Annotated in this window: 34 protein-coding genes; 18 read left to right on the top strand and 16 right to left on the bottom strand. The window is 67.4% G+C overall.

Annotated elements, in window-relative coordinates; all coding sequences use genetic code 11:
* Positions 1 to 15: 15 nt before the first annotated feature.
* From Actob_RS07160 to Actob_RS07125, 8 genes are all read left to right on the top strand, one after another.
* Positions 16 to 372 carry a YbaB/EbfC family nucleoid-associated protein gene (locus Actob_RS07160; protein WP_284919270.1) on the top strand — a complete coding sequence of 119 codons (357 nt, stop codon included), beginning with the start codon at positions 16 to 18 and terminating at the stop codon, positions 370 to 372.
* Positions 353 to 703 carry a hypothetical protein gene (locus Actob_RS07155; protein WP_284919269.1) on the top strand — a complete coding sequence of 117 codons (351 nt, stop codon included), beginning with the start codon at positions 353 to 355 and terminating at the stop codon, positions 701 to 703. The genes Actob_RS07160 and Actob_RS07155 overlap by 20 nt, the downstream gene beginning before the upstream one ends.
* Positions 700 to 1,932 carry a WXG100 family type VII secretion target gene (locus tag Actob_RS07150; protein ID WP_284919268.1) on the top strand — a complete coding sequence of 411 codons (1,233 nt, stop codon included), beginning with the start codon at positions 700 to 702 and terminating at the stop codon, positions 1,930 to 1,932. The genes Actob_RS07155 and Actob_RS07150 overlap by 4 nt, the downstream gene beginning before the upstream one ends.
* Positions 1,933 to 1,976: 44 nt before the next feature.
* The gene (locus Actob_RS07145) at positions 1,977 to 2,297 is read left to right on the top strand and encodes a hypothetical protein (RefSeq protein WP_284919267.1); all 321 of its coding nucleotides are present in this window, start codon (positions 1,977 to 1,979) and stop codon (positions 2,295 to 2,297) included.
* Positions 2,298 to 2,512: 215 nt separating this feature from the next.
* A complete protein-coding gene (gene ppk2, locus Actob_RS07140; protein ID WP_284919266.1) occupies positions 2,513 to 3,415 on the top strand; it encodes a polyphosphate kinase 2 in 903 nt (300 codons plus the stop codon).
* A 494-nt stretch (positions 3,416 to 3,909) separates the two neighbouring features.
* Positions 3,910 to 5,523 carry a glycosyltransferase family 2 protein gene (locus Actob_RS07135; RefSeq protein WP_284919265.1) on the top strand — a complete coding sequence of 538 codons (1,614 nt, stop codon included), beginning with the start codon at positions 3,910 to 3,912 and terminating at the stop codon, positions 5,521 to 5,523.
* Positions 5,524 to 5,552: 29 nt separating this feature from the next.
* Positions 5,553 to 6,332 (top strand): HlyD family secretion protein, encoded by a 780-nt coding sequence (locus Actob_RS07130; RefSeq protein WP_284919264.1) that lies wholly within the window; start codon positions 5,553 to 5,555, stop codon positions 6,330 to 6,332.
* Complete coding sequence (locus tag Actob_RS07125; protein ID WP_284919263.1) at positions 6,329 to 8,467, top strand: glycosyl hydrolase; 2,139 nt, start codon at positions 6,329 to 6,331, stop codon at positions 8,465 to 8,467. Before Actob_RS07130 ends, Actob_RS07125 begins: the two co-directional genes overlap by 4 nt.
* 19 nt (positions 8,468 to 8,486) lie before the next feature.
* Here Actob_RS07125 and Actob_RS07120 read toward each other — a convergent pair whose 3' ends face one another.
* The 3 genes from Actob_RS07120 to Actob_RS07110 are packed head-to-tail and all read right to left on the bottom strand — an operon-like array spanning position 8,487 to position 10,635.
* Positions 8,487 to 9,137: a TOTE conflict system archaeo-eukaryotic primase domain-containing protein gene (locus Actob_RS07120; RefSeq protein WP_284919262.1), complete on the bottom strand. Its 651-nt coding sequence runs from the start codon at positions 9,135 to 9,137 to the stop codon at positions 8,487 to 8,489.
* Positions 9,138 to 9,184: 47 nt separating this feature from the next.
* A complete protein-coding gene (locus Actob_RS07115) occupies positions 9,185 to 10,324 on the bottom strand; it encodes a hypothetical protein (protein ID WP_284919261.1) in 1,140 nt (379 codons plus the stop codon).
* Positions 10,321 to 10,635: a hypothetical protein gene (locus tag Actob_RS07110; protein ID WP_284919260.1), complete on the bottom strand. Its 315-nt coding sequence runs from the start codon at positions 10,633 to 10,635 to the stop codon at positions 10,321 to 10,323. Before Actob_RS07110 ends, Actob_RS07115 begins: the two co-directional genes overlap by 4 nt.
* 272 nt (positions 10,636 to 10,907) lie before the next feature.
* Here Actob_RS07110 and Actob_RS07105 point away from each other — a divergent pair, with 272 nt between their 5' ends.
* Positions 10,908 to 11,165 (top strand): type II toxin-antitoxin system Phd/YefM family antitoxin, encoded by a 258-nt coding sequence (locus tag Actob_RS07105; protein WP_284919259.1) that lies wholly within the window; start codon positions 10,908 to 10,910, stop codon positions 11,163 to 11,165.
* The gene (locus Actob_RS07100; RefSeq protein WP_284919258.1) at positions 11,162 to 11,422 is read left to right on the top strand and encodes a Txe/YoeB family addiction module toxin; all 261 of its coding nucleotides are present in this window, start codon (positions 11,162 to 11,164) and stop codon (positions 11,420 to 11,422) included. The genes Actob_RS07105 and Actob_RS07100 overlap by 4 nt, the downstream gene beginning before the upstream one ends.
* A 22-nt stretch (positions 11,423 to 11,444) precedes the next feature.
* Here the strand turns inward: Actob_RS07100 and Actob_RS07095 are convergent, their stop codons facing one another.
* Positions 11,445 to 12,581 (bottom strand): hypothetical protein, encoded by a 1,137-nt coding sequence (locus Actob_RS07095; protein WP_284919257.1) that lies wholly within the window; start codon positions 12,579 to 12,581, stop codon positions 11,445 to 11,447.
* A gap of 57 nt (positions 12,582 to 12,638) precedes the next feature.
* Entirely contained in the window at positions 12,639 to 13,868 is a 1,230-nt protein-coding gene (locus tag Actob_RS07090) for a hypothetical protein (protein ID WP_284919256.1), read from the bottom strand.
* A gap of 467 nt (positions 13,869 to 14,335) precedes the next feature.
* Between Actob_RS07090 and Actob_RS07085 the strand changes: the two genes are divergently transcribed.
* The 3 genes from Actob_RS07085 to Actob_RS07075 all read left to right on the top strand — a co-directional run bounded on the left by Actob_RS07085 (position 14,336) and on the right by Actob_RS07075 (position 15,776).
* Positions 14,336 to 14,587 (top strand): toxin HicA, encoded by a 252-nt coding sequence (locus tag Actob_RS07085; RefSeq protein ID WP_284919255.1) that lies wholly within the window; start codon positions 14,336 to 14,338, stop codon positions 14,585 to 14,587.
* A 2-nt stretch (positions 14,588 to 14,589) separates the two neighbouring features.
* Positions 14,590 to 14,913: a type II toxin-antitoxin system HicB family antitoxin gene (locus Actob_RS07080; RefSeq protein WP_284919254.1), complete on the top strand. Its 324-nt coding sequence runs from the start codon at positions 14,590 to 14,592 to the stop codon at positions 14,911 to 14,913.
* 422 nt (positions 14,914 to 15,335) lie between these two features.
* Complete coding sequence (locus tag Actob_RS07075) at positions 15,336 to 15,776, top strand: hypothetical protein (RefSeq protein ID WP_284919253.1); 441 nt, start codon at positions 15,336 to 15,338, stop codon at positions 15,774 to 15,776.
* Between the two features lie 495 nt (positions 15,777 to 16,271).
* On the opposite strand, the gene Actob_RS07070 is transcribed toward Actob_RS07075, so the two are convergent.
* The 5 genes from Actob_RS07070 to Actob_RS07050 all read right to left on the bottom strand — a co-directional run bounded on the left by Actob_RS07070 (position 16,272) and on the right by Actob_RS07050 (position 18,364).
* Positions 16,272 to 16,757, bottom strand: coding sequence for a hypothetical protein (locus Actob_RS07070; protein WP_284919252.1), 486 nt, complete (start codon positions 16,755 to 16,757; stop codon positions 16,272 to 16,274).
* 218 nt (positions 16,758 to 16,975) lie between these two features.
* Positions 16,976 to 17,428, bottom strand: a complete 453-nt coding sequence (locus Actob_RS07065; protein ID WP_284919251.1) for a hypothetical protein — start codon at positions 17,426 to 17,428, stop codon at positions 16,976 to 16,978.
* Complete coding sequence (locus Actob_RS07060) at positions 17,413 to 17,742, bottom strand: hypothetical protein (protein WP_284919250.1); 330 nt, start codon at positions 17,740 to 17,742, stop codon at positions 17,413 to 17,415. The genes Actob_RS07065 and Actob_RS07060 overlap by 16 nt, the downstream gene beginning before the upstream one ends.
* Positions 17,742 to 18,011, bottom strand: coding sequence for a hypothetical protein (locus Actob_RS07055; RefSeq protein ID WP_328518417.1), 270 nt, complete (start codon positions 18,009 to 18,011; stop codon positions 17,742 to 17,744). Before Actob_RS07055 ends, Actob_RS07060 begins: the two co-directional genes overlap by 1 nt.
* The gene (locus Actob_RS07050; RefSeq protein WP_284919249.1) at positions 18,011 to 18,364 is read right to left on the bottom strand and encodes an SRPBCC family protein; all 354 of its coding nucleotides are present in this window, start codon (positions 18,362 to 18,364) and stop codon (positions 18,011 to 18,013) included. The genes Actob_RS07055 and Actob_RS07050 overlap by 1 nt, the downstream gene beginning before the upstream one ends.
* A 511-nt stretch (positions 18,365 to 18,875) precedes the next feature.
* On the opposite strand from Actob_RS07050, the gene Actob_RS07045 reads away from it, so the two are divergent.
* The 4 genes from Actob_RS07045 (at position 18,876) to Actob_RS07030 (ending at position 20,718) form a co-directional block, all read left to right on the top strand.
* Positions 18,876 to 19,493 carry a helix-turn-helix transcriptional regulator gene (locus tag Actob_RS07045; RefSeq protein ID WP_284922250.1) on the top strand — a complete coding sequence of 206 codons (618 nt, stop codon included), beginning with the start codon at positions 18,876 to 18,878 and terminating at the stop codon, positions 19,491 to 19,493.
* On the top strand, positions 19,480 to 19,812 hold the full coding sequence (gene cutA, locus Actob_RS07040) for a divalent-cation tolerance protein CutA (RefSeq protein WP_284919248.1): 333 nt from the start codon (positions 19,480 to 19,482) through the stop codon (positions 19,810 to 19,812). The genes Actob_RS07045 and cutA overlap by 14 nt, the downstream gene beginning before the upstream one ends.
* Before the next feature lie 104 nt (positions 19,813 to 19,916).
* The gene (locus Actob_RS07035) at positions 19,917 to 20,456 is read left to right on the top strand and encodes a hypothetical protein (RefSeq protein ID WP_284919247.1); all 540 of its coding nucleotides are present in this window, start codon (positions 19,917 to 19,919) and stop codon (positions 20,454 to 20,456) included.
* Positions 20,457 to 20,538: 82 nt separating this feature from the next.
* Positions 20,539 to 20,718, top strand: a complete 180-nt coding sequence (locus Actob_RS07030; RefSeq protein WP_284919246.1) for a hypothetical protein — start codon at positions 20,539 to 20,541, stop codon at positions 20,716 to 20,718.
* Here the strand turns inward: Actob_RS07030 and Actob_RS07025 are convergent.
* Entirely contained in the window at positions 20,715 to 20,966 is a 252-nt protein-coding gene (locus Actob_RS07025) for a hypothetical protein (protein ID WP_284919245.1), read from the bottom strand. The two genes, Actob_RS07030 and Actob_RS07025, sit on opposite strands and share 4 nt — an antisense overlap.
* The gene (locus Actob_RS07020; protein ID WP_284919244.1) at positions 20,963 to 21,172 is read right to left on the bottom strand and encodes a hypothetical protein; all 210 of its coding nucleotides are present in this window, start codon (positions 21,170 to 21,172) and stop codon (positions 20,963 to 20,965) included. The genes Actob_RS07025 and Actob_RS07020 overlap by 4 nt, the downstream gene beginning before the upstream one ends.
* 242 nt (positions 21,173 to 21,414) lie before the next feature.
* On the opposite strand from Actob_RS07020, the gene Actob_RS07015 reads away from it, so the two are divergent.
* Entirely contained in the window at positions 21,415 to 21,972 is a 558-nt protein-coding gene (locus tag Actob_RS07015; RefSeq protein WP_284919243.1) for a hypothetical protein, read from the top strand.
* 53 nt (positions 21,973 to 22,025) lie between these two features.
* Here Actob_RS07015 and Actob_RS07010 read toward each other — a convergent pair whose 3' ends face one another.
* The 4 genes from Actob_RS07010 to Actob_RS06995 are packed head-to-tail and all read right to left on the bottom strand — an operon-like array spanning position 22,026 to position 23,972.
* Entirely contained in the window at positions 22,026 to 22,280 is a 255-nt protein-coding gene (locus Actob_RS07010) for a hypothetical protein (RefSeq protein WP_284919242.1), read from the bottom strand.
* Positions 22,277 to 22,570, bottom strand: a complete 294-nt coding sequence (locus Actob_RS07005) for a hypothetical protein (RefSeq protein ID WP_284919241.1) — start codon at positions 22,568 to 22,570, stop codon at positions 22,277 to 22,279. Before Actob_RS07005 ends, Actob_RS07010 begins: the two co-directional genes overlap by 4 nt.
* 40 nt (positions 22,571 to 22,610) lie before the next feature.
* Complete coding sequence (locus Actob_RS07000; RefSeq protein ID WP_284919240.1) at positions 22,611 to 23,483, bottom strand: hypothetical protein; 873 nt, start codon at positions 23,481 to 23,483, stop codon at positions 22,611 to 22,613.
* Between the two features lie 12 nt (positions 23,484 to 23,495).
* Positions 23,496 to 23,972, bottom strand: coding sequence for a hypothetical protein (locus Actob_RS06995; protein WP_284919239.1), 477 nt, complete (start codon positions 23,970 to 23,972; stop codon positions 23,496 to 23,498).
* Positions 23,973 to 23,980: the final 8 nt, after the last annotated feature.

The following is a 23,980-nucleotide window of genomic DNA, read 5'->3' as shown; positions in this document are numbered from 1 at the left end:
TGGCTCGATTCCTGGGTGGCTGCGGTCGACGCCCAGGCTTCTCGCACCGTGGAACTGTCGCACCGCGTGGCCGCGCTGACCGGATCGGCACGCACCCGGACCGGATCCATCACCGTAACGGTGCGTTCCTCCGGTCAGCTCGACTCCCTGGACATCGACGATCAGGCACTACAGACCACCGGCGCGGAATTGAGCCGGCAGATCATGGACCTGATCCGGCAGGCCCAGATACAGCTGTCGGCACAAGTCACCGAGCAGGTCCGCCAGACCGTCGGACTGGATACCGAGACCGGACAAGCCGTGATCCACTCGTACGCCACACGGTTCCCGGCCCCACCCGACGAGCAGCAGCGTGATCGCCGTGCCCGGTGAGCTGTTCCAGTTCACCGCCGATGACGTGCAGCGGCACGCCGCCAGCACGGACGCGGTTGCCGACGCCATCGAGCAAGCGCGAACAGCCGTGGCGGCGATTGCCATGGACACGCAGGCGTACGGTCAGCTGTGCCAGTTCCTGCCCGGCCTGCTGAGCCCGATTTTCGCCCTGGCCGCCAGCACACTCGCCGAAACCGGTGAATCGCTACGGGAGACGGCACACCATCTCCGCACCGCGATCACCACCATCACCAGCACCGACACCTCAGCCGCGGACAGCATCCGCGAAACCGGTCAGCCCGCCGGCCGATCCGGGAACCAGCCGTTGTGACCGTCGACCCGCTGGTGGCCCGGAGCGCCGACTCGACCACCCGGTACACCGGGCTCGGCCTCGTCGAGGACGCCGCGGACATCACCGGCGGCATCCGCGACCACAGCTGGGTGGATCCCGCCCTCGGCGGTGTCGGCGCCGGCCTGGACATGCTGTCGCTGACCGTCGACCCGCTGGGGACCCTGGTCTCCTGGGGCGTCGCCTGGTTGATGGAACACGTCAGACCCCTCAAGGAAGCCCTGGACTGGCTCGCCGGCAATGCCGACGAAGTCGCCGCACACGCCGCCACCTGGGCCAACGTCGCCGCTCTCACCGCGCAGGCCCGCGAGCGGTACATCGACCACCTCCAAGCCGAGGTCGCCGGCTGGTTCGGCGCCTCCGGTGACGCCTACCGCCGGCACGCCGACGCACACCTGAACGTCATGGAAGCCCTGTCCACCGCAGCGCGGGGCCTCTCGTACGCGGTCGAAGGCGCCGGCCTGCTCGTCGCGCTGGTCCGCGGCATCGTCCGCGACCTGGTCGCCGGATTCATCGGCACGCTCGCCGCCCGCCTGCCCCAGTGGCTCGCCGAGGAGGGACTCACCCTCGGCATCGCCAGCCCCGTCGTCGCCGGCCAGGTGGCCACCCTCGTGGCCACCTGGGTCAACAAGATCCAGCACTTCGTCCGGGCTCTGCTCAGCAGCCTCCGCCGCCTCCACCCCATGCTGGACAAGCTGGGCGACATCTTCACCGAGCTGCGCGCTCGCACCCATGACCTGGCCCGCACCGAACCCACCACGCCGGGCCCGGCCGAGCACCAGCAGTACTTCCGCCACTCCGACACCGACCCACTGGCCCGCTGGGGCCCAGCCCGCCAAACGCATCCGGATGAGTGGGAGGATGCGGTCCGTGAGGCGGAAGCCGCGGGAGTTGAGATCACGTTCCGTTCCGGCGGACTCGCCTATGGACCGAGCCCCTCACCTGGCCGGCCCGGTGTGCTGATCCTGGATCCGGACGCCTCCTATGGCGCCCTGTTGCACGAGATGCAGCACATGCGCGACGACCGAGCCGCCGGGTGGGCCGGTATGCGAGGCTGGTTCGAGGACCCGCACGTGCGGTATGCCAACGAGGTCCACGCCTATGAGCAGGAGATCCGGTACGCCGAGTCGATCAACGACCGGGACTCGGTTGCCAAGCTCAAGGATCTGGTACGCGAGGAGTACCGGAAGATCTTCGGAGAGAACCCATGACCATTCCTGTCCCGCCGAGACTTCCCGTGCCGCCGGTCCGGGAGATGAGCAACATCGAGCTGGCCGACCTCATCCGAGCCGGTGGCCCCTACCGGGGAAAGGCCGTCTTCGAGCTCGGCGACCGGGCCACCACCGACAACGACGCCGCGAGCCTGCTGGGTGAGCTGACGAGTCTTCCGGTTCTCCGCGACGACCGTATCCATGCGATGTCCCTGGCATGGGCGGCGATCGTCTCGTTGCTGGCCGCGCGGACACCACACGCAAGACAGGTGGCATACCGGGCGTTCGGGGCGCTGCCCGAAACCGACCAGAGGGATCTGCTCGCCTACCTGCGTTGTACCCGCATCGAGGATGCGCAGCCGTAGACCTCGCGGCCGGACCGGACACGGCCGGCGGCTGACTGTCGCCGGTCCCGCCTGACTCCCAGGATCCCTGACGGGTTGATCGAGGCGTCACCCGGAAGGGGCCCGCGGGCCCACCGATTCCGTGGGCCCGATGTCGCACCATGCGAACCGCCGCCGGTACGGCCCGGCACCCGAGAACAATGCCCACTCAGGACACTCTGGAGGGGGCGGCTGCGGTGACCAAGCACGAGCGGGTCGAACGACTACCGAAGAAGGCCTACGAGGCGGAGTTGTTCCGTCTGCAAGGCGAGCTCGTGAAGCTCCAGGAGTGGGTGAAGGTGGAGGGCGCCCGGGTGGTCGTGGTCTTCGAGGGACGCGACGCCGCCGGCAAGGGCAGCACCATCAAGCGGGTCACCGAGTTCCTCAACCCACGCCTGGCCCGGATCGCCGCCCTCCCGGCGCCCACCGAGCGTGAGCGCGGGCAGTGGTACTTCCAGCGCTACATCGAGCGCTTCCCGGCCCGCGGAGAGATCGTGTTGTTCGACCGGAGCTGGTACAACCGGGCCGGCGTCGAGCGCGTGATGGGCTTCTGCGACAACGCGGAGTACATGCGCTTCCTGCACCAGTGCCCGATCTTCGAACGGCTCCTGATCGAGGACGGCATCCTGCTCCGCAAGTACTGGTTCTCGGTCAGCGATCACGAGCAGGAGCAGCGGTTCCGTTCCCGGCTGAAGGATCCGATGCGCCGGTGGAAGCTCTCCCCCATGGACCTCGAGTCGGTCAGCCGGTGGGAGGAGTACTCCCGCGCGAAGGACGAGATGTTCCTGCACACCGACATCCCCGAAGCGCCCTGGTACGTCGTGGAGAGCGAGGACAAACGGCGGGCGCGGATCAACATGATCGCCCACCTGATCTCCACGATCCCGTACCACGAGGTGCGGCGGGTGCCTCTGTCGCTGCCGGCCCGGCCGCCGTCGAGCGGATACCAGCGCACGCCACGCGACATGCAGACGTTCGTGCCGGACCACGCCGCCACCCTGGCGACGGTCCGGAAGTCGCCTCCGGCGGCCGCGAAGGCTGAACCGGCCGGCAGGGCGGAGCCGAGGAAGCGGCGCGCAGGAGCGGATCTCCCGAAGTAGAAGACCCCCGCGACGACCCGCCATCAGGCCACTTCGGCTCCCGTTCCGGCAAGGCCCCGGAATCAATGAAAGTCTCGATCATTCGGGCGCGCCAAGACCTGAATGGCGGGACAGATACCTGGCGGGCGGATCGACTCCCCGCCGGATCGAGGCCACCTCGTTTCAGCGATGTTTCGGTAGCATCGATAGCTGCCCACCATCTGGTCGGCGCACCATGTGACGTCACCCACTGATCAACGTTTCATGGTGAATCCAAAGAGACCGAAAGGTCACCAATAATTAACACACATAGATGTGTGATGCCAGCTCAGGGACGATGCCCAAGAATGCAGGAAGATCATAATACCGCGTACGAAAGGGCGATTTTATGAATCTGTAACCCGTGCCGAATATAAACTTTCGGCGCGAGTGGTCGCGCGTCAGCAGATCTTCCTGTTCCCTGGTCTACGGCACCGAATCCACGGTGCTGGATATCGATCGTTTCGGGAGCATCCATGACGGCATCGCCAGTTCCGCCGGCCCGGGCTGCTCGCCTGGCATGGCGGCCGCTGCAGCGCTCGACACGCGTAGCCATCATCGCGGCGCTCGCCGCCACGCTGTTCTATCAGCTGTTCCTTCTCAACCCGGCGTACCGCGGGCCCGGCTGGCTCTGGTTCGCCATGCTGGCCGCCGAAGGCCTGACCGCCCTGCACCTGATCGGCACGTGGTGGACCATCCTGGCCCACGACGACCGGCCCGAACCGGTGGACGCCACGGTCTGGCGCAACCGGCTGCGGGCCGGCGCGGAAGTCCCGTCCATCGACGTCTTCATCACCGCGTACGGCGAGGAGCCGGCGCTGGTCCGGCGCACCATGATCGCCGCCCGCGACATGGACCTGCCACATCGGACGTTCCTGCTCGACGACGGCGACAGCGACGAGCTGCGCGAGATCGCGGACGAGGTGGGCATCGGCTATCTGCGCCGCCCGGGCGGCGCGCACGCGAAGGCCGGCAACGTCAATGCCGGGCTGGCGCGCACCAACGGCGAGTTCGTGGTCATCTTCGACGCCGACCACGTGCCCGAGCCGAGCTTCCTGCTCAGCATCTTGCCGCACTTCCACGACCCGGACGTGGCATTCGTCCAGTCACCGCAGTTCTTCACGAACAACGTCAATCTGGTCGCTACCGGCTCCGGCGAGGCTCAGCGCATCTTCTATGAGCTGGTCTGCCCGGGCAAGAACCACTTCAACGCCGCCTTCTGCGTCGGTACGAACGTGATGTTCCGGCGAGCCGCGCTGGACGACATCGGCGGCATCTGGACGGGCAGCAACTCCGAGGACATCTGGACGTCCATCGAGCTGCACAAGCGCGGCTGGAAATCCATCTACGTCCCGCAGGTGCTGGCCCGCGGGCTGGCTCCTCAGGATGTCCCGTCATATCTGAAGCAGCAGTTGCGCTGGGCGAGCGGTGGTTTCGAGGTGCTGCTGCGCGGGCGGCTGTTCAAGAGCGGCATCGGCCTGACCATCGACCAGCGGCTGCAGTACCTGTTCTGCGGTACGCATTATCTGCTGTCCATGGCGATGCTGACCTTCATGCTTTTCCCGGCGCTCTACCTCCTCTTCGCGCTGAGCCCGATCCGCGCCGACGGTTTCGCCTGGGCGACCCACTACCTGCCGTTCCAGGCGGCCGTGCTGCTGGTCACCTGGCTGCAGTCGGGCGGGTTCAAACTCTCGGCGATCGTGGCCAGCATCGGCGCGACGCCGGTACACCTGCGAGCGCTCGGCGGCGTACTGCTCGGCCGGCCGGCGAAGTGGAAGGCCACCAACGCCGCCGGCGGCGACGGCACCCGGTCGCTGTGGGCGGTCATGCCCCTGTTCGCCCTGTTGACGCTGAACATCACCGCCATCGTCGTCGGTGTGCTCGTCATGGCCGATCCGGCACCGACCTGGCTGTCCGTCGGCTGGGCCTCCATGATCGTTCTGATCCTCGGCCGGATGATCCTCGAATCGGTCACCGGCGGCCGGCTCCGGCGAGGCGCGAAGCCACCGGCCGGATCGCCGGAGGCCGCGCGTCCGGCCGCCGGCGGACAACCCACCACCCGGCCGCAGCAGATCGCGGCGACCGCCTGACCCGTCCACACGGCCGAGAGGGTACGACAATGAGCGCCACTGTCGACAATGTCAGAACCTACGACAACGATTCGACCCGAGTCATCCAGAGCACCCCGCCGGCGGCCCCGCCGCCGAAGCGCCGCGGACGCGGTGCGCTGCGGATCGCGCGTACCAGCCTGGTGGTGCTGATCCTGCTGGCGGCGGCCGGCGCGGGCGGCACCCACATCGTGCGGCAGCGCCTCGCCGAACGGAAGATGGTGGATGCCGGCACCGCCGTGCTCATCGCACAGCCGATCGCCGTCGGTTCGGCCGACGCCGCCGTCGTCACCGACATGCTGACCACCGAGCGGACCAGCGTCACCGCCGGCACGGTCCTGGCCACCATCACCCTGACCGCGGACGGGGACGGGAACACGCGACGAGTGCAGAAACTGCAGGCGCCCGCCGCCGGCATCATCACCAAGATCAACGTCGCTCCCGGGCAGATCGCCCGCGCCGGTGAGCCGATCGTCACCCTGTACGACCCGGCAAAGGTCGCCTTCGCGGTCGACGTGCCGCTGGAGAAGCTGCGCAAGCTCCGGCTCGGGATGCTCGCCTACCTGACCGGCCCCGGCCTGTCCGGCCGGATAACGGCGACGCTGGAGAAGGTCGAACCGAAGGTCGACACCGCCCGGCAGCCGGGCGCCGACGACGAGCTGACCGTCGTGTTGCGGCCGGACCCGGCGGCCCGTGCGACAGTGCGGACGCTGGTGCCGGGGCTGCGGTTCACCGTGGTCGTCGACACCACCACGGCCGTCGGCAACACTCCCGCCGTGAACAGCGCATGAACCGCCGCAGACTGACCGTGACCGCGATCGCGGGGCTCACCGTGCTGACGGCATGCACCGCCACGCCGGACGCCGGGCGGCCGGACGGGGTTCCGCCGGCGCCGGCGCGGAATGCCGGAACGGTCATGGAGGACGCCGCCGCGTCGCCGCTCACCATGCCCGTGGTAACCGGCCGTGGCAGCATCGCCGACAAGCTGCCGGCCGGCTCCGCCCCGTCCAAGGCCCCCGCGCAGGCCGGCGACCTTACGGGCCAAGCGGTGCCGACCAACCAGTGGTGGAGTTCCGCCCTGACCGGGCCCCGTACCCAGCCGATCTGGACCCACCCGCTGGCCGTGCAGGCCGCCGCCGGCGGCCTGCAGATCAGCGGCGCGTCGGTCACCGCCTCCGCGAACGCCGTCGTCACCCCGTTTCTGCCCGCCCTCACCGTCGGCGCGGCCACCGGCGCCGTGAGCGTCGTCAGCTACGGCGCCTTCCATGTCGTCCTGAGGGTCGGGCTCGCCGGCGGCGGCCGGGTCGATGTCACCCTCGCGCAGGGCAGCCCGGTGGTTTGGCTGCGCTTCGAAGGGGCGATACCCGCCTTGACCGGCACCTTCCGCGACGTGGGTAGCTCGCCCACTCGTGCCCGGCTCGACATCGCGGGCGGGCGCTGGGACGTGCTCGGTACTGGTCTGACGCAGACCGGGACCACCATCACCGGGTCGGGCGAGCACCTCGCCGTCGCCCGGGTCCCGGCCGGCGCTGATCGGGCGAGCTGGGAGAAGGCCAGCACCGACGATCCGATCGTGCAGACCACGGCGACCACGGCGTACGACGCGGCAGCCGGAACGGTCAGTCAGACACTGACCGCACGCCGGGCCGCCGGTGGGGCCGGTGCCTGGGCCCTGCTGCCGCACCACCAAGCCGGCCTGGTCGCGGGGCCCGCGCCGCTGGCCGGCTCCTATCCGGACGCGCGGGGGCCGATGTCCCTGGTCACGGCCAACGCGGTGCAGGTCAGGACCCCGCTGCCCGGCCTGCTCACCGCCATGCCGAAGGTATCGCTGAGCAAGGCGGCACACCAAGCCGTGCTGGCCGACCTGGACCGAGACCTGGCCGATCCGCCCGGCACGGGCGGCAGCTACTTCGGGCTCAAGGAACTCGGCCGGCTGTCCACCATCGCCGAGGTCGCGGCCGCCTCCGGTGCGGACACCCAGCGTACGGCGGCGCTCAACCTGTTGCGGCCGCAGCTCACCGACTGGCTGACCTACACGGGACCGTCCGACAAGCGTTACTTCGGCTACGACCGGACCTGGGGTGGACTGATAGCGGTGCCGGCCGAGTTCGGCGCACAGGACTACAACGATCATCACTTTCAGTACGGCTACCTGGTCCGCGCCGCAGCCGTGCTGGCAGCGGCCGATCCCACGTTCGCCCGCGACTACGGCGACGTGGTCGACCTGATCGTCCGCGACTACGCCGGTTCCCTGGCGATCGGTCCCGCGAACGGGCTGCCGCCGTTCCGGGCCTTCAACGCCTATCTCGGCAGCTCGGCCGCCTCCGGGTTCGCCCCCTTCGCGGACGGCAACAACCAGGAGTCGTCCAGCGAAGCGGTGGCGGCCTGGGAAGCCGTGGTCCGCTGGGGAACCGTCCGTGACAACGCGGAGATGACCCGGTACGGCATCGCCCACTACGCGCTGGAGGCGGCGACGGCCCGGATGTACTGGCTCGGCGAGGGGTTGACCCGCCAGACCGGATACGCGCACACCACCGCGGGCATCGTCTGGGACGCCAAGATCGACTATGCGACCTGGTTCGACCCCAAGCCGGAGTCCGTCCTCGGCATCCAGCTGCTGCCGTTGACCGCCGGCGCCTTCTACCGCGGCCCGTCGGCCGCCCGCCAGAAGGAACTGGGCGACAAGCCCGCCGTCTGGGGTGATCTCTTCGCCGCCGACCTGGCCCTGTCCGACCCGGAGGCCGCCCGCCGCCGGCTCGACGCGGGAGTCTCCCGGGAGGAGAGCACCAGCCGGGCGATGGTCCGCTATTGGGTCGAGGCCCTGGCCGTGCTGGGCCCTCCACAGCCGAAAGCGGCCGCGCCGATCGGGTCGCTGGCGTTCGGGTCCGCGGATGCGCCCCGGATCCTCCGCGCGCCCGGAGGATGAAAACGACAGCCCGCCCGCCTCACGAGCACACCGCGGAAGACACCGCGACCGACGCGAAACACCTGCTGCGAACCGCCACCCGACCGGTGCGACGGCACCCTGGCCACGTCAAACCGTGACTGGACAGCCCCCGCACCCACCGTGAGGTGGGTCTGGGGGCCGGGACACCACTGGCTCGGGCAGCTTTGCGGTAGGCCAGCGCGTCGAGCATCGCAGTACTGCCGTCGAAGTCCGCGGCCAGGAAGTGGCAGCTGTTGTCGGTGAGCAGCGGATACAGGCCGATGAACACGTCACCGACGAGATGGGCGGCAACCACTTCCGCGGTGAGCGGCAGATAGGCTGCCGTGCGCCGGTCCATCCCCTTGCGCCACCCACCTGCCACCGCCGGGGACCACCCCGCCGTACCCAGCCGGTGGTTCTCCCAACGCTTCGCATAAGCATCCCGTCGCGCCCGGAACAGGTTGACGTAGAGCGCCAACTTCTCCGGCACCGGCGACGCCATCGTGACCGGTCCGGGTGTGGCCATCGCGGCGAGTTGCTCCGGTGCTGGAGCGGTGTCCTGGCCCCGGAGCTCCAGCAGTCGCGACAACCGAAGGTTTTCCGTCCGTAACCGCTCCAGCTCACGACGCAGCCGGGCGACATCGTCATCAGTCACCGCGTCAACGGACACCACCGGCCAATCTTCACACGCCGGTCGCCGCAAGCCCGACAGCCGAGTCAGTCGAGCCGGGCCCGATCAAAACGGTCTATCAGGCTTGGCTTGCGGGCATGACGTTCCCGCAGCCGAGCCATCTGCTCCGCGAACTCGAAGATCTCACCCTCCCGTACCGCCAGCGCCTGAAGATCTCGTAGCAGGCTCACCGCCGCGTCATAGTCCTTCGGGCGCTTAGTCGCGATCAACTCGTCCACCTGGCTCCAACCCTGAACCGGGTTCCGCGCCAGCTCGTCCAGACGCTGCTCGCGGGCTGCGGCGGCCGCCTCCTCACGACGTTTGCGTTCGGCCACCTCACATTCACGGATCCGCTGCTGCCGCACGGCCCAGCGATTCTCGGCGGCGGCGAGCAACTCTCCGGCAGTCCGGCGCTCCCCTGTCTGGTCCTCCTGCGCCGTACCGTGGTACCGCCGCAGCAACTCCGACCGCAGCAGACCGGCCTCACCTCGCAGTACCCGCAGCAACCCCTCGTCCTTGTCAGCCGGGGGCAGGTCCTTCACCCATCGGCGCAGATCGGCGACCGACGGCGCCACTTCGGTCAACGGCCGGCTCGCCGCGGCCGCCGCATCGAGCAGATCGTCGTCGATACGCAGGAATTCGGCCAGGGCCCGCAACGGCCCGCTCAGCTTCGCCAGCCCCGACGGGACCGGGAGCTCGGGCTCGTCATCATCCAATTCCCGATTCTGCACACCCAGCAGCCACGCCAGATACAGCAGCCGCCGATCACCGCCGGCCAACTCCGCCCGGACCGGCACGATCGCTGCCAGCCGCCGCTCCTCGTCCCACCACTCCTCGTCACCGTCCTCATCCTCACTACGAAGATCGAGGATCACATGGGTACGAGTCGTCCAACAGCGGGCCGACTCCCCGGCACAAAACGTTTCCACCGTCTCCGGCGCCAGCACTGCCTTCGGAAAGCGCAGCATGATCCGCCGTGTGCCCCAGTTCGCCAGATACAGATGCGCGTCGAAGTACCGCTCCATCCACTTCGCTGGATCTGCCTTCAGGTCACCCCACTGATAGTCGTTGACGAAGCCCGACGACGTGATCCGGCCCCGCGACGACACCGCCCGCAACTCGCCCTGCTGCTCCGCCGTCAACGCCTGATCAAGCGCCACGAACTCGTAATACTGGTACTCGCTCATGAACCGGCCGCCCACCACCGGTACGCCTCGATCCACTGCGCGCCGTCTGGCGCAGGATCCGGCAACGGCAGATCCAGGATTCCGATAACCTGCCGCAGCCCGCCACGATGACAGACCGCCACGATCCCCGCCGAACGCAGGTCCACCTTTCGGACCACCACCGGCACACCGAGAACCTCGGTGCCGAACGGCAGCGCCAGGTTCTCCTCGATCATCAGGAAAAGGCCATTGAGCTGCTCATCCTCGTCGTAGCAATCAACGACCGCCTCGGCGACCAAGGCATCGAGCCGGGCATCACTGAGTGGAGACACCCGCGCAGGATAGAACCGCCTGCGGCCCTCCACCAGCTACCGACGACAGCCCACCACCGGAAGTGGTTCGCATGCAATCGAGTTGGGCCGGACGTTGCATCATGCGAGCCACCCCACCGTCATCCCCGGTGGCCCACTATCGGGACGTTTAACCAGCTCACGTAGCAGGTAGTCGCGTTCTGGGCCGCTGTCGGCGGCCCGAACGGGTGTCAGGAGCGGCGCATTGCCATCGCCGAAGTGGTACCTTATCCGGTACAACTTTGGGAGGCGTCGTGACTTCAGCGATCAGTGCCAGCGAGGCACGCAAGTCCCTCTTTCCGCTCATCGAGCGCGTCAACGAGGACCACACCCCGATCGAGATCGTCTCCAAGCGTGGCAACGCCGTCCTGGTGAGCAAGGAGGACTGGGATTCGATCATGGAAACCAACTACCTGCTTCGATCGCCTGCCAACGCCAGGCACCTCGCCGAGAGCGTCGAGCAGTGGCGAGCCGGCCGAGCCACCCAGCGTGATTTCGGGCCCGAGGAGTGAAACTCAGCTGGACCGATCACGGCTGGGACGACTACCTGTACTGGCAGACCCAGGACCGCAAGACCCTCAAACGCATCAACGCGCTGATCGCCGACATCAAACGTGATCCCGACGGCCAGGGCATCGGCAAACCGGAGATCCTCCGAAACAACCTCGCAGGGCTCCGGTCCCGGCGAATCGACGACGAGCACCGCATGGTGTACGCCGTCGAGCCCAACGAGATCACCATCATCTCCTGTCGATACCACTACGAATAGCCGCCGGCCCTGTCGTTGCTGATCAGCGGCGTTTGGCGAACTCTGCCAAGCGCTCGCTGAGCGGACTCACCCGTGGGCGCACCGGCCGATCGAAATAGCCCGCCTTGACCTCGCGCATCAGCGCCTCACCGTCCCGGTTCCAGTCGAACCGTGGCCGTTTCAATAGCCGCCGGAACACGACACTCGCCTTCTCGGGATCCCGATCAGCCAGCCGGCGCAGCACCATCGGCTCCACGCTGTCATCCTCGAGATAGGACAGGGTCTGCTCGCGCCACCGGCGGCGCCGCAACAGGTCGGGGTTCGCGAAGGCTTCCTCCACGAGGCCGAACTCCGCGTAGAAGCCGAGTCCGTCCGTTTCGTCGTAGATCAGCGCCACCGTTTCCGCATCGGTCAGGTCCGGCGGCAACGACATCGACACCGCAGGCGGGACACCCTTCGGGTCCGGCCCGAGAACCGCGTCACGGCAGTGCGTGTAGTAGCCGTCGAGCCGCTCCTGTGCCTGTTTCCCCGGGATCACCAGAAGGTCGGTGCCGAAGAACTCGACGAACCGTGCTCGGTCAGCACGCTGATGTTCCCATGCCAATGCCATCTTGTCCGGGTTTCGGAACACCGCTTCCGGCGTACGCAAAGACATGTCCAACGCGAGCTGATAGGCAATGTCCCGCTCGCTCCCGCGCAGGATCTGTACCGGCCCGCTCAGCATCCACTCGTCACCGACCGCGACCAGCCGGGCGATGATGAACGAGCGGCGCGGCATCTGCTTGAACACGGCCGGGCCAATGTTCGATCGGACCCGATAAGTCAGGTCATCGACCAGGCTCTCCACCAGGAGCGCGGGCCCGTCCTTGCGCTGCACCTCGAACGGGCCCTGCACCACATCGCGCCAGCAGAGCACCATCTCCCGTTCAGCCTCCGGCAGGTCCGGCCGGGAGTCCACGAACTGCTCCACCACCGTCCGGCCGTTAGCCAGCCGGTGCTCCAGCACGAAACAATCCCAGAGCAGCATCCACCGCTGCTCGTCGGCGTCTTCCAGGCCGTTGCCGTACTCGGCCAGAAAACTCGACGCAGCCCGGTCGTAGCGGGGCTGCTGAGAGAACGCCACCAGCTCGCCCTTGAGGTCACCAGCCCGTCGTAGCAGCGCGGCATCAACCATCGACATGCCACCTACCTATGAGCCGTCAGAACGACATCGACACGGGATACCTCGTTCGAGTGATCAATCGATCAGACGCCGAGCGAGGCGCTCGGCGTTGAGGCCCCGCATCGCGTCCTCGACGGCTTCCGAGTCGGTGAGGTCGATACCGCGGGCCGTCAACTCTGCGGCGATCCGCTTGGCCGGTCCCCACGTCGCAGTGTCGTCGAACGCCTCCTCGAACGCCGGAAGGAACGTGTCGACAGCCTCGACCACTGGACTGATCCATTCCGGATCAACCGCACGACGTTCCAGGGCATACCGGGTCCAGCGCCGTAACACCTCCGGCAGCGCGGCGCGCTGCTCGGCGTCCAGCGCCGCTTTGCGCGGCAGCCAGTCGGCCAGGAACAAACCCACCTGCCCCGGGCTCCAGCACAGCGGGCCACTGGTCATGTAGCCATCCCCGTAGTCCAGGAACAGATCGGCCAGCGACCTGGCGACCGCATCGTCCGCCGGTGCGAACCCGTCCAGCAGGTGCTCCCGTTCCTCATCACTCATCGGCTGCCAGTCACGGAAGTCCGGCAGGTAAGACCGGCATCGCGACCACGCCAGCGCCCGCAAGTCGAGGAAGTCCTCGTCATCGTGACGGGGCCAGGTCATGTCCGTGGTCCGCAAAGCATCCGCGAGCTCCGCCAACGCAACCTCGACCGGGCACTCGACAGCCGGCATCGGCACCTCGCCCGGCTCACGCAGCCGATCCCAGGTCTCCGCAGCTCCGGGCTGCAGCGCGGCCAGCTTGTCAACCAGCACACCGCCGGCGAGCGAGATCTGCGCCATCACCGTGTGCGGCGTCTGCCCGTCGAACTCGACGAACAGCACGTGCTCGCTGTCCCAGACATCCACCGCCCGCCACGCGCGAACCGGCTCGAAGGCAGGCACTCCCGACCACTCCGGCACCGGCTGACTCTCCGACAAGATCTCCAGCGTGCCGTCCAGCATCGACCACTCGCCAGGAGCGGCAATACGGCGCAACGCCGCCACCGCGGCCAGCCCGTGCGGCGACGGCCGAGTCGACGCCCGTCCCACCACCTCCAGATGGAACATCTTCTCCGGGTCACGCTCGCCGAGCCCAGCGGCCGACCACGCCGCACCGAGCCAGCCACTGGCCCACCGCTCGACCTCAAGCGCACCGTCCTCGGACACGATCGTCACCGCGTCACGCATCAACCGGTCCGACAACCGCAACTCACGCACCGGGCGCTGCGGACGCTTCGGCTTGCCTCGTCCCGCGGGACGACCACGACTCTTGGACATGTACCCATCTACCACATCCAGCCCAGGACGACACCCGAGCGACCCGGGTTCGCGCAATGCCACATTTGACCTGCTCGAACACGCAGGTCAGACCTGAAGTGGAGCGGCCGGGACTCGAACCCGCGACCGGGAGATTATGAGATCGAAAACCGCAGTCGATCTACTGGCACAAACGTCCGCCGAACTGCGAAAAACGCTCGCCATGATCTGACAGCCTTCCACTGTCTTTGCGGACCTCGTGGGACTGATTGCGGACTCTTCGATCTTGGGTGCGTCCTGCTTGCGCACCGCCCCACGGCCTCGCTGGCGCTGACCGCTGGTCCCAGCGTTCGGCGACCCGCGGCACCACGGCGTCCCCCTATTCGGCGGCAAGCCGCGAAGCAGTGCGGCACAGCTAAGTCCCGGCCCTCAGCCTCCTCCAAGTTCGTAGTATCACCGGTGATACTGATCCGAGTATCATGGGCGACGTGGCGGACAGACTGGCGACGATCTTGGCGGAGATGCGCCGGAACCCGAACAACGTCCGGTTCGCGGACCTGCTGTTCGTCTGTCGGCACTACTTCGGGGAACCACGATCACAAGGCACATCGCACTACGTGTTCAAGATGCCCTGGCCCGGCGACCCTCGGGTCAACATCCAGGACAAGGGCGGCAAGGCAAAGCCCTACCAGGTCAAGCAGGTGCTGACCGCGATCGAGAAACTGGGGGAACGATCGTGAGCGTGGCGGACCACTACACCTACCGAGTCCACTGGTCAGCCGAAGACGACGAGTACGTCGGCACCGTCGCCGAGCTACCGTCCGTCTCCTGGCTCGCCGAAGACCGCATGGGAGCCTTCATCGGCATCCAGCGCGTCGCCGAAGAGATCGTCGCCGACATGGAAGCCTCCGGCGAAACCCCGCCCGTGGCTATCGCCGACCGGCACTACTCCGGCAAGTTCCAGGTCCGTGTACCCGAAGAGGTCCACCGCCGCCTGGCCATCCGCGCAGCCGAGCAAGGCGTCTCTTTGAACGCGCTCGCTTCCTCACGCCTGGCCGGCGCCTGACAGTTCCGGCGGAGCTTCCCCCACGGCGACCACGGGCTGCGAGGACAGTCCACAAGGCAGAGCGGCAGCCACAACGACCAAACCCACAGGATCCTGGACCTAAGGATCACCTGCGACGAGGTTGGATCAAGCGTCATGCGAGGTCAGACGGGCTGACGGAGATCCGCTCAGCCCGGTGCGACCGCTAGCGCTGCGGTACTTCAATGCCGTACAGCAGCGCCAGACCTGCGCTCCGCCGGCACGCGAATCGCGGCAACCATCATCTCCAGTGGCAAGCCGCGGAGCGGCGCGACAGCGATCGCCGGATGCCGAGTCAAGAGGAACTCAAGCTGCGATCGTTACGACCGCTACCGAGTTTCCACCCAGAACTGTGGCTCCACACCCACCTAGACCGGCGCGCCTCGTCATGATCAGATGCCCGCGTGGAGCTCACCAAGCAGTTCAGCGATGATCAGTACGCCACCGCACTGGAGTCGTGGTCGTGGTTGCTGGAGCCGCACGGAAAGACGCCCCGTTTCACCTCCCTATTCGGGGATGTCTTCCTGGAGGACGAAGAAGGCGCGTGGTGGTTCCTCGACACGTTCGAGGGCGAACTCGTGCATGGCTGGGCGAGTCGGGCGCAACTGATCGCTGAGCTAGAAACAGAGGAGGGCCAAGACCGGTACCTGCTGGGGTCGCTGGCGATGGCCGCATTCCACCGGCGGGGACTGAGCCTGAGCGATGACGAGGTGTACGCCTACGCACCACCACCGGTCATCACCCGCAGCTTCGCCGTCGACGAGATCCAGGTGTTTCGGTTCACCGTTGCTATCAACCTGGCCGGGCAGCTCCACCGGCAGCTTCGCAGCGTACCCACTGACTGAGCCTGGCAACACGAGCCACGGATCAGCGGCAGGCAAGCAGTCGGCCGGCGCGCCGGCCGATGCCGGGCGAAGCCCGCCAGCAGGCCGACCAGCCTCGCCGCGGCAGAGGGCGCCAACGTCAAAGCGGTCCAGCGCATGCTCGGTCACGCCTCCGCCGCCATGACCCTCGACGTCTACGCGGACCTCTTCGAGGACGACTTGGACCAGGTCGCGGACTGTCTCGACCAGGCCGCGACCCGCGAGAATGCGGGTTATTCGCGGACTGATCACGCCGCCCCGGCCTTCGACGCCGTGCGGCCGAAGCGAAGACCGAGGTAGAAAGGGTGGGGCGGGCGGGACTCGAACCCGCGACCGAGGGATTATGAGTGGGTAGTTTGTTCCTGCACGGGGGTGCATTGTGGCGCATTACCAGCGGCGCTGTAGATCATGCACCGCCACGCACCCCCATGCAGTACACCCATTTCTACACCCTTGATCTTGCACGCTGAGTAACGATCAATTGAGGCCGTCGAGCTGAGCGGCGATGGATCGCATTGCCGCCACGGTCAGCGGGTCAATTCCCGCTGGCGCCGACTCAATACCGGCGAGGATCCGCCGCACTCGCTCCGCCGTCATCGTTGACACTGGACGTCGAGCCAGCTGCACGTCCGCAGCCACTCGGTGCCGCCCGACGTAGGGCGCGCAGATGATCTGTCGAGTTGTCGCCACGGCGCGCTGCTCCCCCAGGTCGATGACGGGGGCCACGGTCTCGCCCGCCACCTCGGCGCGCTGCCCAAGGTGATGACCCGCTCGGTGTTCGCGTCTGGCAACGACGACCAACCAGAACCAGCCGGCCGACATGGCACTCTCCACGTCGATCCAGTCGCGGAGGATCAGAGGTGCCCCTTGGCATCCACGTCGACGCGCGTAGGCGATGCAATCGTTGGCGTACTCGGCGTCATCGACCAAGCCTGCTGGCACATAGATGAGCGCGCGTCTCATGTGTCCTCCCCCGAGGATCAAAGCCGGACACCCCCACATCGCGAGATGTCTATGAGAACGCGAACAATCCTCGCAGTGACACCGTACGTACGTCGAGTGATTAACGACAAAAGAGTCGAAAGCCTGTACGAACGGACAAAGTTTCCGGAGATTACTTAACGACCTTGACTTAATACTTACTGTCATGATCGCCGACCGGCGCCAGCTCACCGATGGTGTCAGCCGACTGACCGAGCCAGAGGGCGGCGCAGGGCGGCAAGCCGTGCCGCCAGGTAGCCCCTCATGCCGTTGCCCGGCAGCGCCCCGTGCGCCCGTAGCAGCCGGATCGCGTGATCGAACTCCGGTTCGCCTGCGTTGTGAGACAGCGTCAGTGCCAGTTGGACCTGGCTATCGCTGCTGCCGGTCACCCACCACTCGTCTATCGGCCGGTACCCCTGCTCACCTGGCAGCTCCACCGTGACGCTGAAGCCCATTCCTGAGCCGCGCGGAGCAGCTGACGCCGCCAAGTAGAGGTCCGGGGATCCGGTCGCGTCCGGGCTGTTCGGCTCCTCTGCCAGGAAGTTGGGCACCAGCGCGGCCAGCCGTCGGATGAACCGGTCCGGAGCGGTACCGGCCCCCAGCGGGTACGCCGCGGAGGCGATCACCTCCACCAAGGTCAGCGAGCGATCCACAGTCGCCGCCCCTCCCAGCGCGCCCGTTCCAGTTGATCCTCGAAGTCCTGGATCGCCGCCGGCACATCGGCGGCCGTGGCGGCGTAAGCGGCCGGCTCGAAGTCCCGCCGAGCGCGACGCCGGATGTAGTAGCCGGCCGGTTGCTCCCATCCGGGCCGGCCATCCTGTCCTTCCCGCCAGCTCACGTACCAGTCCGGAAACCGCCGCTCCAGGTCGGCGATCTCCTCAAGGCGCTCCGGTGGCCAGCCTTCCTGCTCGGCCTGGAGGCGCCGGTTGCGCCACAGCAGCGACTCACGGTCGATCTCGGAGGTCATCAGGCCGCCGCCCGAGTCGAGCGGACGTCATGCGGGTGGCGGCTGCTGACTGACCGCGAACCCGCCGTAACAAGGCCTTTGACCTGCACGAAGATGGAGCGGCGTTCTAGGGCGTTGCCGGCCGAGTTCAGCTCGTAGCCGTCGAGCCACACCCAGCCCTCGTACGTCGACCAGTTCTGCACCCGGATGACCCGGAACAGGATCGGCTCGGCGAACTGAACGCTCGCCGCCCTGGTCACATGGATGACATCCCCGGAGCGAGGCAGCATCAGACCACCTGCCCGCGCAGCGGCGGCTGCGGCGCCGGCCCGCTGGGTGCGGCGTCTCCGTGAGTGCCCTGGCACACGCGGCACAGCGCCCGGACCGCGTCGTCCGGCCACCGGTCCGACGGCTGGTACTCGTGGCGGCCGTACTCGACCTGTTCGACGGTGACAAAGGGCACGATGTCCTGCGGCGCCATGCCCTCCAGCTCCGCTGGGATGACACCGCCGAAACAGAAGTGCAGCTGGTGCGACGGGTACGTCCTCATGGCGATGTCGATCTCGACCGCCGGGGAGTTGCCTCCCTCGATGCAGTGCGGCGCGTGGAAGATCACCCCGGCCGGATAGTCACGTCGCTCCATCGATCCTCCCCTAGAACCCGCGAACGGAGATGACCCGGAGCCGGCCGGCCTGCTGGGCACGGTGACGCTCGGCCGGGCAGGGGTACGCGTCCACCCCGCATCGGCAGCCGACCACCCACGGGCGGCACCGCCGCCATCGCCGGCACCGGCCGTGCTCGATCACCGTGCTGCGCATACCCATCGCCTCCGCCCTGAGCCGCTCCGGGATCCAAGGCGGTGGCGGACGGCCACCCGATAAGGGGCGTGATCACATCGAGTACCGGCCGCCACCGCGCTAAGGGCGACGACGGGCAGGCCTCGCGATCGGGAGTGAGGACCCTGACCACCTGCGCGTCGCCGCGCTTGATGGGCCACCCATAGGACTATCTTGTCCGGTAACAGGGCGTTCCCGTCCCCACCATGCGGCTATATTCGTCCTATGTCAAGGACGCATTCGTCCTATGGCCGCTCGGAGCCGTCCGGACCCCCGTTGAATCCCCCGCACCCCGCCTCGGAGGATGTGGGGGTGGAGATGTCAGAGATCATCCGGCAGCGCCGAGCAGAGCTGGGACTAACGCAGGCTGACCTGGCTGCACTCGCTGGCGTAGACACGCGGCAGATCAGGCGCTACGAGGCAGGCGAAGGACAACCGACCCTGCCCATCGCTAACGCCATCGCAAAGGCTCTACGCATCTCCCTTGACGAACTCGCCGGCGAGCCGACCCAGCGAGTCGACGTCTCGGGCAACTGGTGGGCATGCTGGCAGACCTGGAACAAGGGCCGTGAAATCTTGAGCTCGCACCAGGCGCACATCCGTCAAACTGGCGACTCCCTCGACATCGCCGCTGTCACACGCGGCACCCATGCCTTCGAAGAAGGCGGCTACCTCTGGCGAGGCGAAATGAGGATCTGGGACAACGAGATCCTCATGGGCTGGTACGTCGCGGATGAAGGCGCCGTCCGCTCGAAGGGGACGATGTATTTCGTTCTTCACCAACATGGCATCCAGATGACCGGCCGATGGGTGGGCCTCAGCTACGACGGCCCGATCATCAGTGGGTGGAGCGCCATGGCACGCACCGAGGATGAGGCCATCGCGCTGGTCAACCAGCTGAAAGAAGGGAAGGCTCCAACGCATGAGCGACACTGAGATCTCCGAAGTGATCATCACCGGCCCGACCGAGGACCAGGTTGTCGAGTTCACCCGCGGCCTCGTGACAGCTCGCCTAGCGGCCTGCGGCCAGACCGTCACCCAGATCCGGTCGATTTACCGATGGGAGGGCGATGTCCAGGACGAGCCCGAGGCCCGCGTTGCCCTGCACACCCGCACAAGTCTCGTGCCGAGCATCGTCGACTACGCCAAGGACCACCATCCGTACGACGTCCCATGCATCATCGCCCTGCCGGTGATCGCGGCGAACCCTGCCTACGTCCAGTGGGTCCTCGATGCCACGGATGCACCTGCCTGATCAGACGATCGGATGGAAATCGACGCCGATCATCCACACTCGACCCCGCAACCCCTTGCGCTGCGGTATAAACCTGGAGCAGACGCGGAGTCAGGGAGATCACGATGTCGAGTCCAGGGTCGGGTGGTAGCTGGTTCTCGCCCGGCGGGGGCGGCTACGAGAGCCACTCGTCGAGCGGGTACAGCGGCCGATACGAGCCCCGAGACAGCCCGCCCGGCCAGCAGCCGCGCCGCACCAGCCCGGTTCTCTGGGTCGCGCTCGTCGTCGGCATCATCGCGGTGGCTGGCACCGGCTGGCTCTTCCTCAAGCGGTCCGACGATCCAACGGCCGCGGACAGCCAGCAGGTGCAGACGGTCCAGTCAGCGGTGGCCGCGGCGAACGCAGCGCCCGCGTGCGCGGAGGTGTTCGTGCCGGGCAACGTCATCGACGCTTCGAAGCTGAAGGATGGCTGCAAGGACGCCAGCGGCGGGATCCAGTTCGTCGGCGCGTCGAACTGCGCGGACGGCTCGGTGCTCTACCAGGTAGACGCCAGCACCGGGGCGCCGGCCGGATGGGGTGTCGGCGGCAAGAAGTACCGGGCGGCGAAGGGCGAGGTGGCGGCGGACCCGGCGTACGGCAAAGCGGTCCGGGACTGCAACGGCTGACCGCGGACACGCTGAAGCGCCCCGCCCCGTGGGTTGTCCACAGGCGGGGCGCGTTGTCGTTGGGTCGGCGTACGGTCGGCCGATGGACGACTTGCAGGCGCGGATCGCCGCGCGGCTGATCGCGGTGCTCGACCATCAGGTACGGGCCGGGTGCGAGACCGGCGAGGGGATGGTGGCGCTCGTCGACGAGGACGGCGTGCCGCGGCTGTCGGTCGACGATGTGGCCCGGCTTGCAGCCGCTGAGGCGCGGGCCTGGTTCTAGAAGACACCGCCGGTGAGCAGGTGTACAACCAGCCAGGCGAGCCCGGCCAGCAGCAGGAAACGCCGCAGCCGGGTCCAGCCGGACGGCCGCCGCAGCTCCTGCGGGCCCTGGCCGGTGGCGGCGTAGCCGAGCCAGGCCCAGGCATGCTCGGACAGAGTGTCGCCGGACCGGCTGTTGAACAGGGCCATGCCCTCGATGGCGCAGAAGATCGCGCCCCAGGCGAGCCAGGCCCAGGTCCAGGCGCTCACTCGGCGACGGCCGGAAGCGCCGGCGCCTTGGCGTTCGGGACGCGCCAGGTCGCCCAAGCGGTGCCGCCCGCGGCGACCAGGGCTACGCCGAGCGCCTTACTGAATTCTTCGCGGGTGAGCGCGCCCGAGGTGGCGAGCGCGCCGACGCCGGCGGCGACCCCGGCTCCGACGCCAGCCACGACGGCCTTGCGGACACGAGCGAGCATGATGACCTCCTGGAAGTGATGGGAATGGTGCCGGTGCCGTTCCGGGGTGAGTTTCTTCCACCCGTCATGAGCAGATGCAAGATCGACAAGCTTCTAAGATGAATGAGAACCTTTCATCTCGACAGCCTGAGGTCATTCATTCATCCGAGCGCAGCGCCGATAGCTTCCAACTGAGGCGCTGGTTGCGCTCCCGTGTTCTACTTAGACCGCCCCTAGGATCTTTCGATAAGGCGGATCATGCAATGACTACCCTCCAGTCCAGCAGCGCCACTGCAGCGCCGAACCGGTCCTCCGCGTGGGATTTTCGGACGGCGGTCATCGCCTTCTTGACTGCAGTTGTCACCTTGATTAGCACGATGGCATCCCAATCCTGGTGGAGCGGGAAGATCGATAAAGTGCTCGGCAATGAGCCGAGAATTGATATCAGTAACCCCCTCCCTGGTCCCGTACCGCACGAGATCATGCTCGCCGGAAAGGTTCACAATCCACCTAAGGATAAAATCCTCTGGTTCGTGACCCAGGCTATCGATGACGGCAACGTTTACCATCCGAGCGACCGACCCTGTGCGCCGGCGGATGACGGCGATTTCCGATGCCCGTACTGGGTGGGCGACGCAAAAGGATCTTCAGGTGCGGTGAAACACTTTCGGATAATTGCCGTCATGGCAGATGATGCCACGCAGTACGCATTCAGTCAGTACAATATTGAAGCTGCCAAGTCCAAAAAATACCCCGGCATGCGTGATTTGCCTGAATCAAAACAAGAAATCGGACACGTTGACGTTCAGCGAGTTCGCTAGATGCTCGCTTCTGACCGGTCAGCGCCAGCAGCATTATCACCGTCCGAATAATGCTATTCCGCACGACAACCTAGGTCCCGCCGCAGCTGACGCATCGCCTCGGCCACCCGCCGGCCGGTGACCGTGGTCGGGGTCGAAGACGACCAGGCCTCGTCCTGCGTTATGACAATGCCGCAGAGCTTGCGCTCGGACTCCGCCTGCGCGTGCAAGCTGATCGCCACCGCGGCGGTACCGGTAGCCATGCTTGACGCCAGGATGGCCACCCAGTAGTAGCCGCGGCGCTGGGCGTCGACCTCGTTGATGGTCATCGGTCAGCCCCCGAGCCGCTCGGCGATGAGAGCGGCGACGGCTCCGAGTCCTCCGGCGGATCCGGCGACGGCGAGCCACCGGTACGCGCGGCCAGCAGCTGGCTCGCGCCCGGCACCCCGATCAGCGCCGCGCCCACCAGCGTCAGGGTCAGATTGAAATCGGCCGGCCGGACGAGCAGGGCCTGGTGCCAGATGAGCCCCCACCCGCCCAGGTAGACCGTGATGTCTTTGAAGAGCGTCCAGCCGGACGGGCGTCCACGACGTGGCCGAGAGGTGCGCCGTGTGCTCATGCATACGCCTTACCCTTCCCCGAGCCGGGCTGGGCTACGCTCACGCCGCGAGCCGATCGCGCAGCTCGTTGACCACCTCGCTGGCCAGCCCCGCCGGGATCGCCGCGGCGAGCGTCTGCGGGGTCAGGCCGGCCGCGGTGATCGCGGCACCGAGGCGGGCCGGCGTCAGCCCGGCCAGCACGGCGGCCGCCACCGCCTGCTCGTCGACGTCCTTGCCGGTGATCGCCGCCAGGAGCTGGGCGTGCCGGTTGCGGGCGCGCTGCTCGAACATCCGGATCCAGCCGCCGACCCTGCCCTGCCCCTTCGGGTTCTTGGTGGAGTCGGGGTCCTCCTCGGTCCAGCCGTGCAGCTCGTCACGCATGACCTTGCGGATCTCGTCGATGCTGGGCATGTCGTCCTCCAGTAGTCCGATCTCAGTCAGGTAGCGGCGGAACACCGCGGTGAGGTCGCGGCCCCCCTTGATCGCGTCGCGGAACCACGACACGTGTGAGTGCCCGGTGTGCGACAGGTCGCCGGTCGTGCGCCGTTTCAGCCGGTCCCAGCGGTGCACCGTCTCACCGTCGGTGGAGTAGATGAACTCGCGGATATCCCGGGTGTCGTCGGTGCCAGCTTCGAGCTGGCGGACCATCCACGCGTTGAAGGTCCGCAGCGTGTGCCGCTTTCCCCGCACGGTGATGTTGAAGTAGCCGATGTCGAGCGCGGCGGCGTCGTCGGTGGCGTACCGGCCGTCCCGGCTCGATTCGATCAGGGAGTACGAGTCGCTGCGCAGGTCGCCGATGCCGAGGTGGTACGACGAGCCGGACTTCACGTGCGCGACGTTGCCCTTGATGCCCAGCTCGACAGCGCTGAGTCCGAGCGGCTTCATCAGCAGGGCGCGGACCGCGAGGATGTTCGCCGGGTTGTTGGTGGCCATGAGGGTCTCCGATCAGCTCAGGACGACGGCGTTCGGCCACTTCGATGACGGGCCGACGAAGTGGATGTCCACGCCGCGTGGGTACTGCGCGCTGGCCGCGTGGGTCACGGTCGCGCCGGCCGTGGCGACGGTCGACAGCACCAGCACGGTGGTCACGTCGGATGCCCCGACGACGAAGTACCGCTCGGACAGGCCGATGTCGACGGCGAGGGTGGTACCGACGGCCGGGGACCGCGGCCACTGGATGACGGCCGTTCCCGCCGTGCTGGTCTTGCGTAGGTTCCAGCCGGCCGGGGCGGTCGTCGTGGACATGACGAGGCCGCCGGTGACCTTGACCCGGTAGGCACACCCGGCCAGGTACGTGGCGGACGGCAGCGTCACCACCACGGTCTCCGTCGTGCCGATCGCCGCTGAGCTACTGGTGGAGCTGGACTGCGCCACCAGGTACTCGAAGTCGGACGCGAAGATGATGTCGCCGGCGTTGGGCACGGGACCTC

It is taken from the genome of Actinoplanes oblitus, assembly GCF_030252345.1.
Classification (GTDB): Bacteria; Actinomycetota; Actinomycetes; order Mycobacteriales; family Micromonosporaceae; genus Actinoplanes; species Actinoplanes oblitus.
The sequence above is the reverse complement of the archived record's forward strand: the minus strand, read 5'-3'. Positions and strand labels throughout refer to the sequence as shown.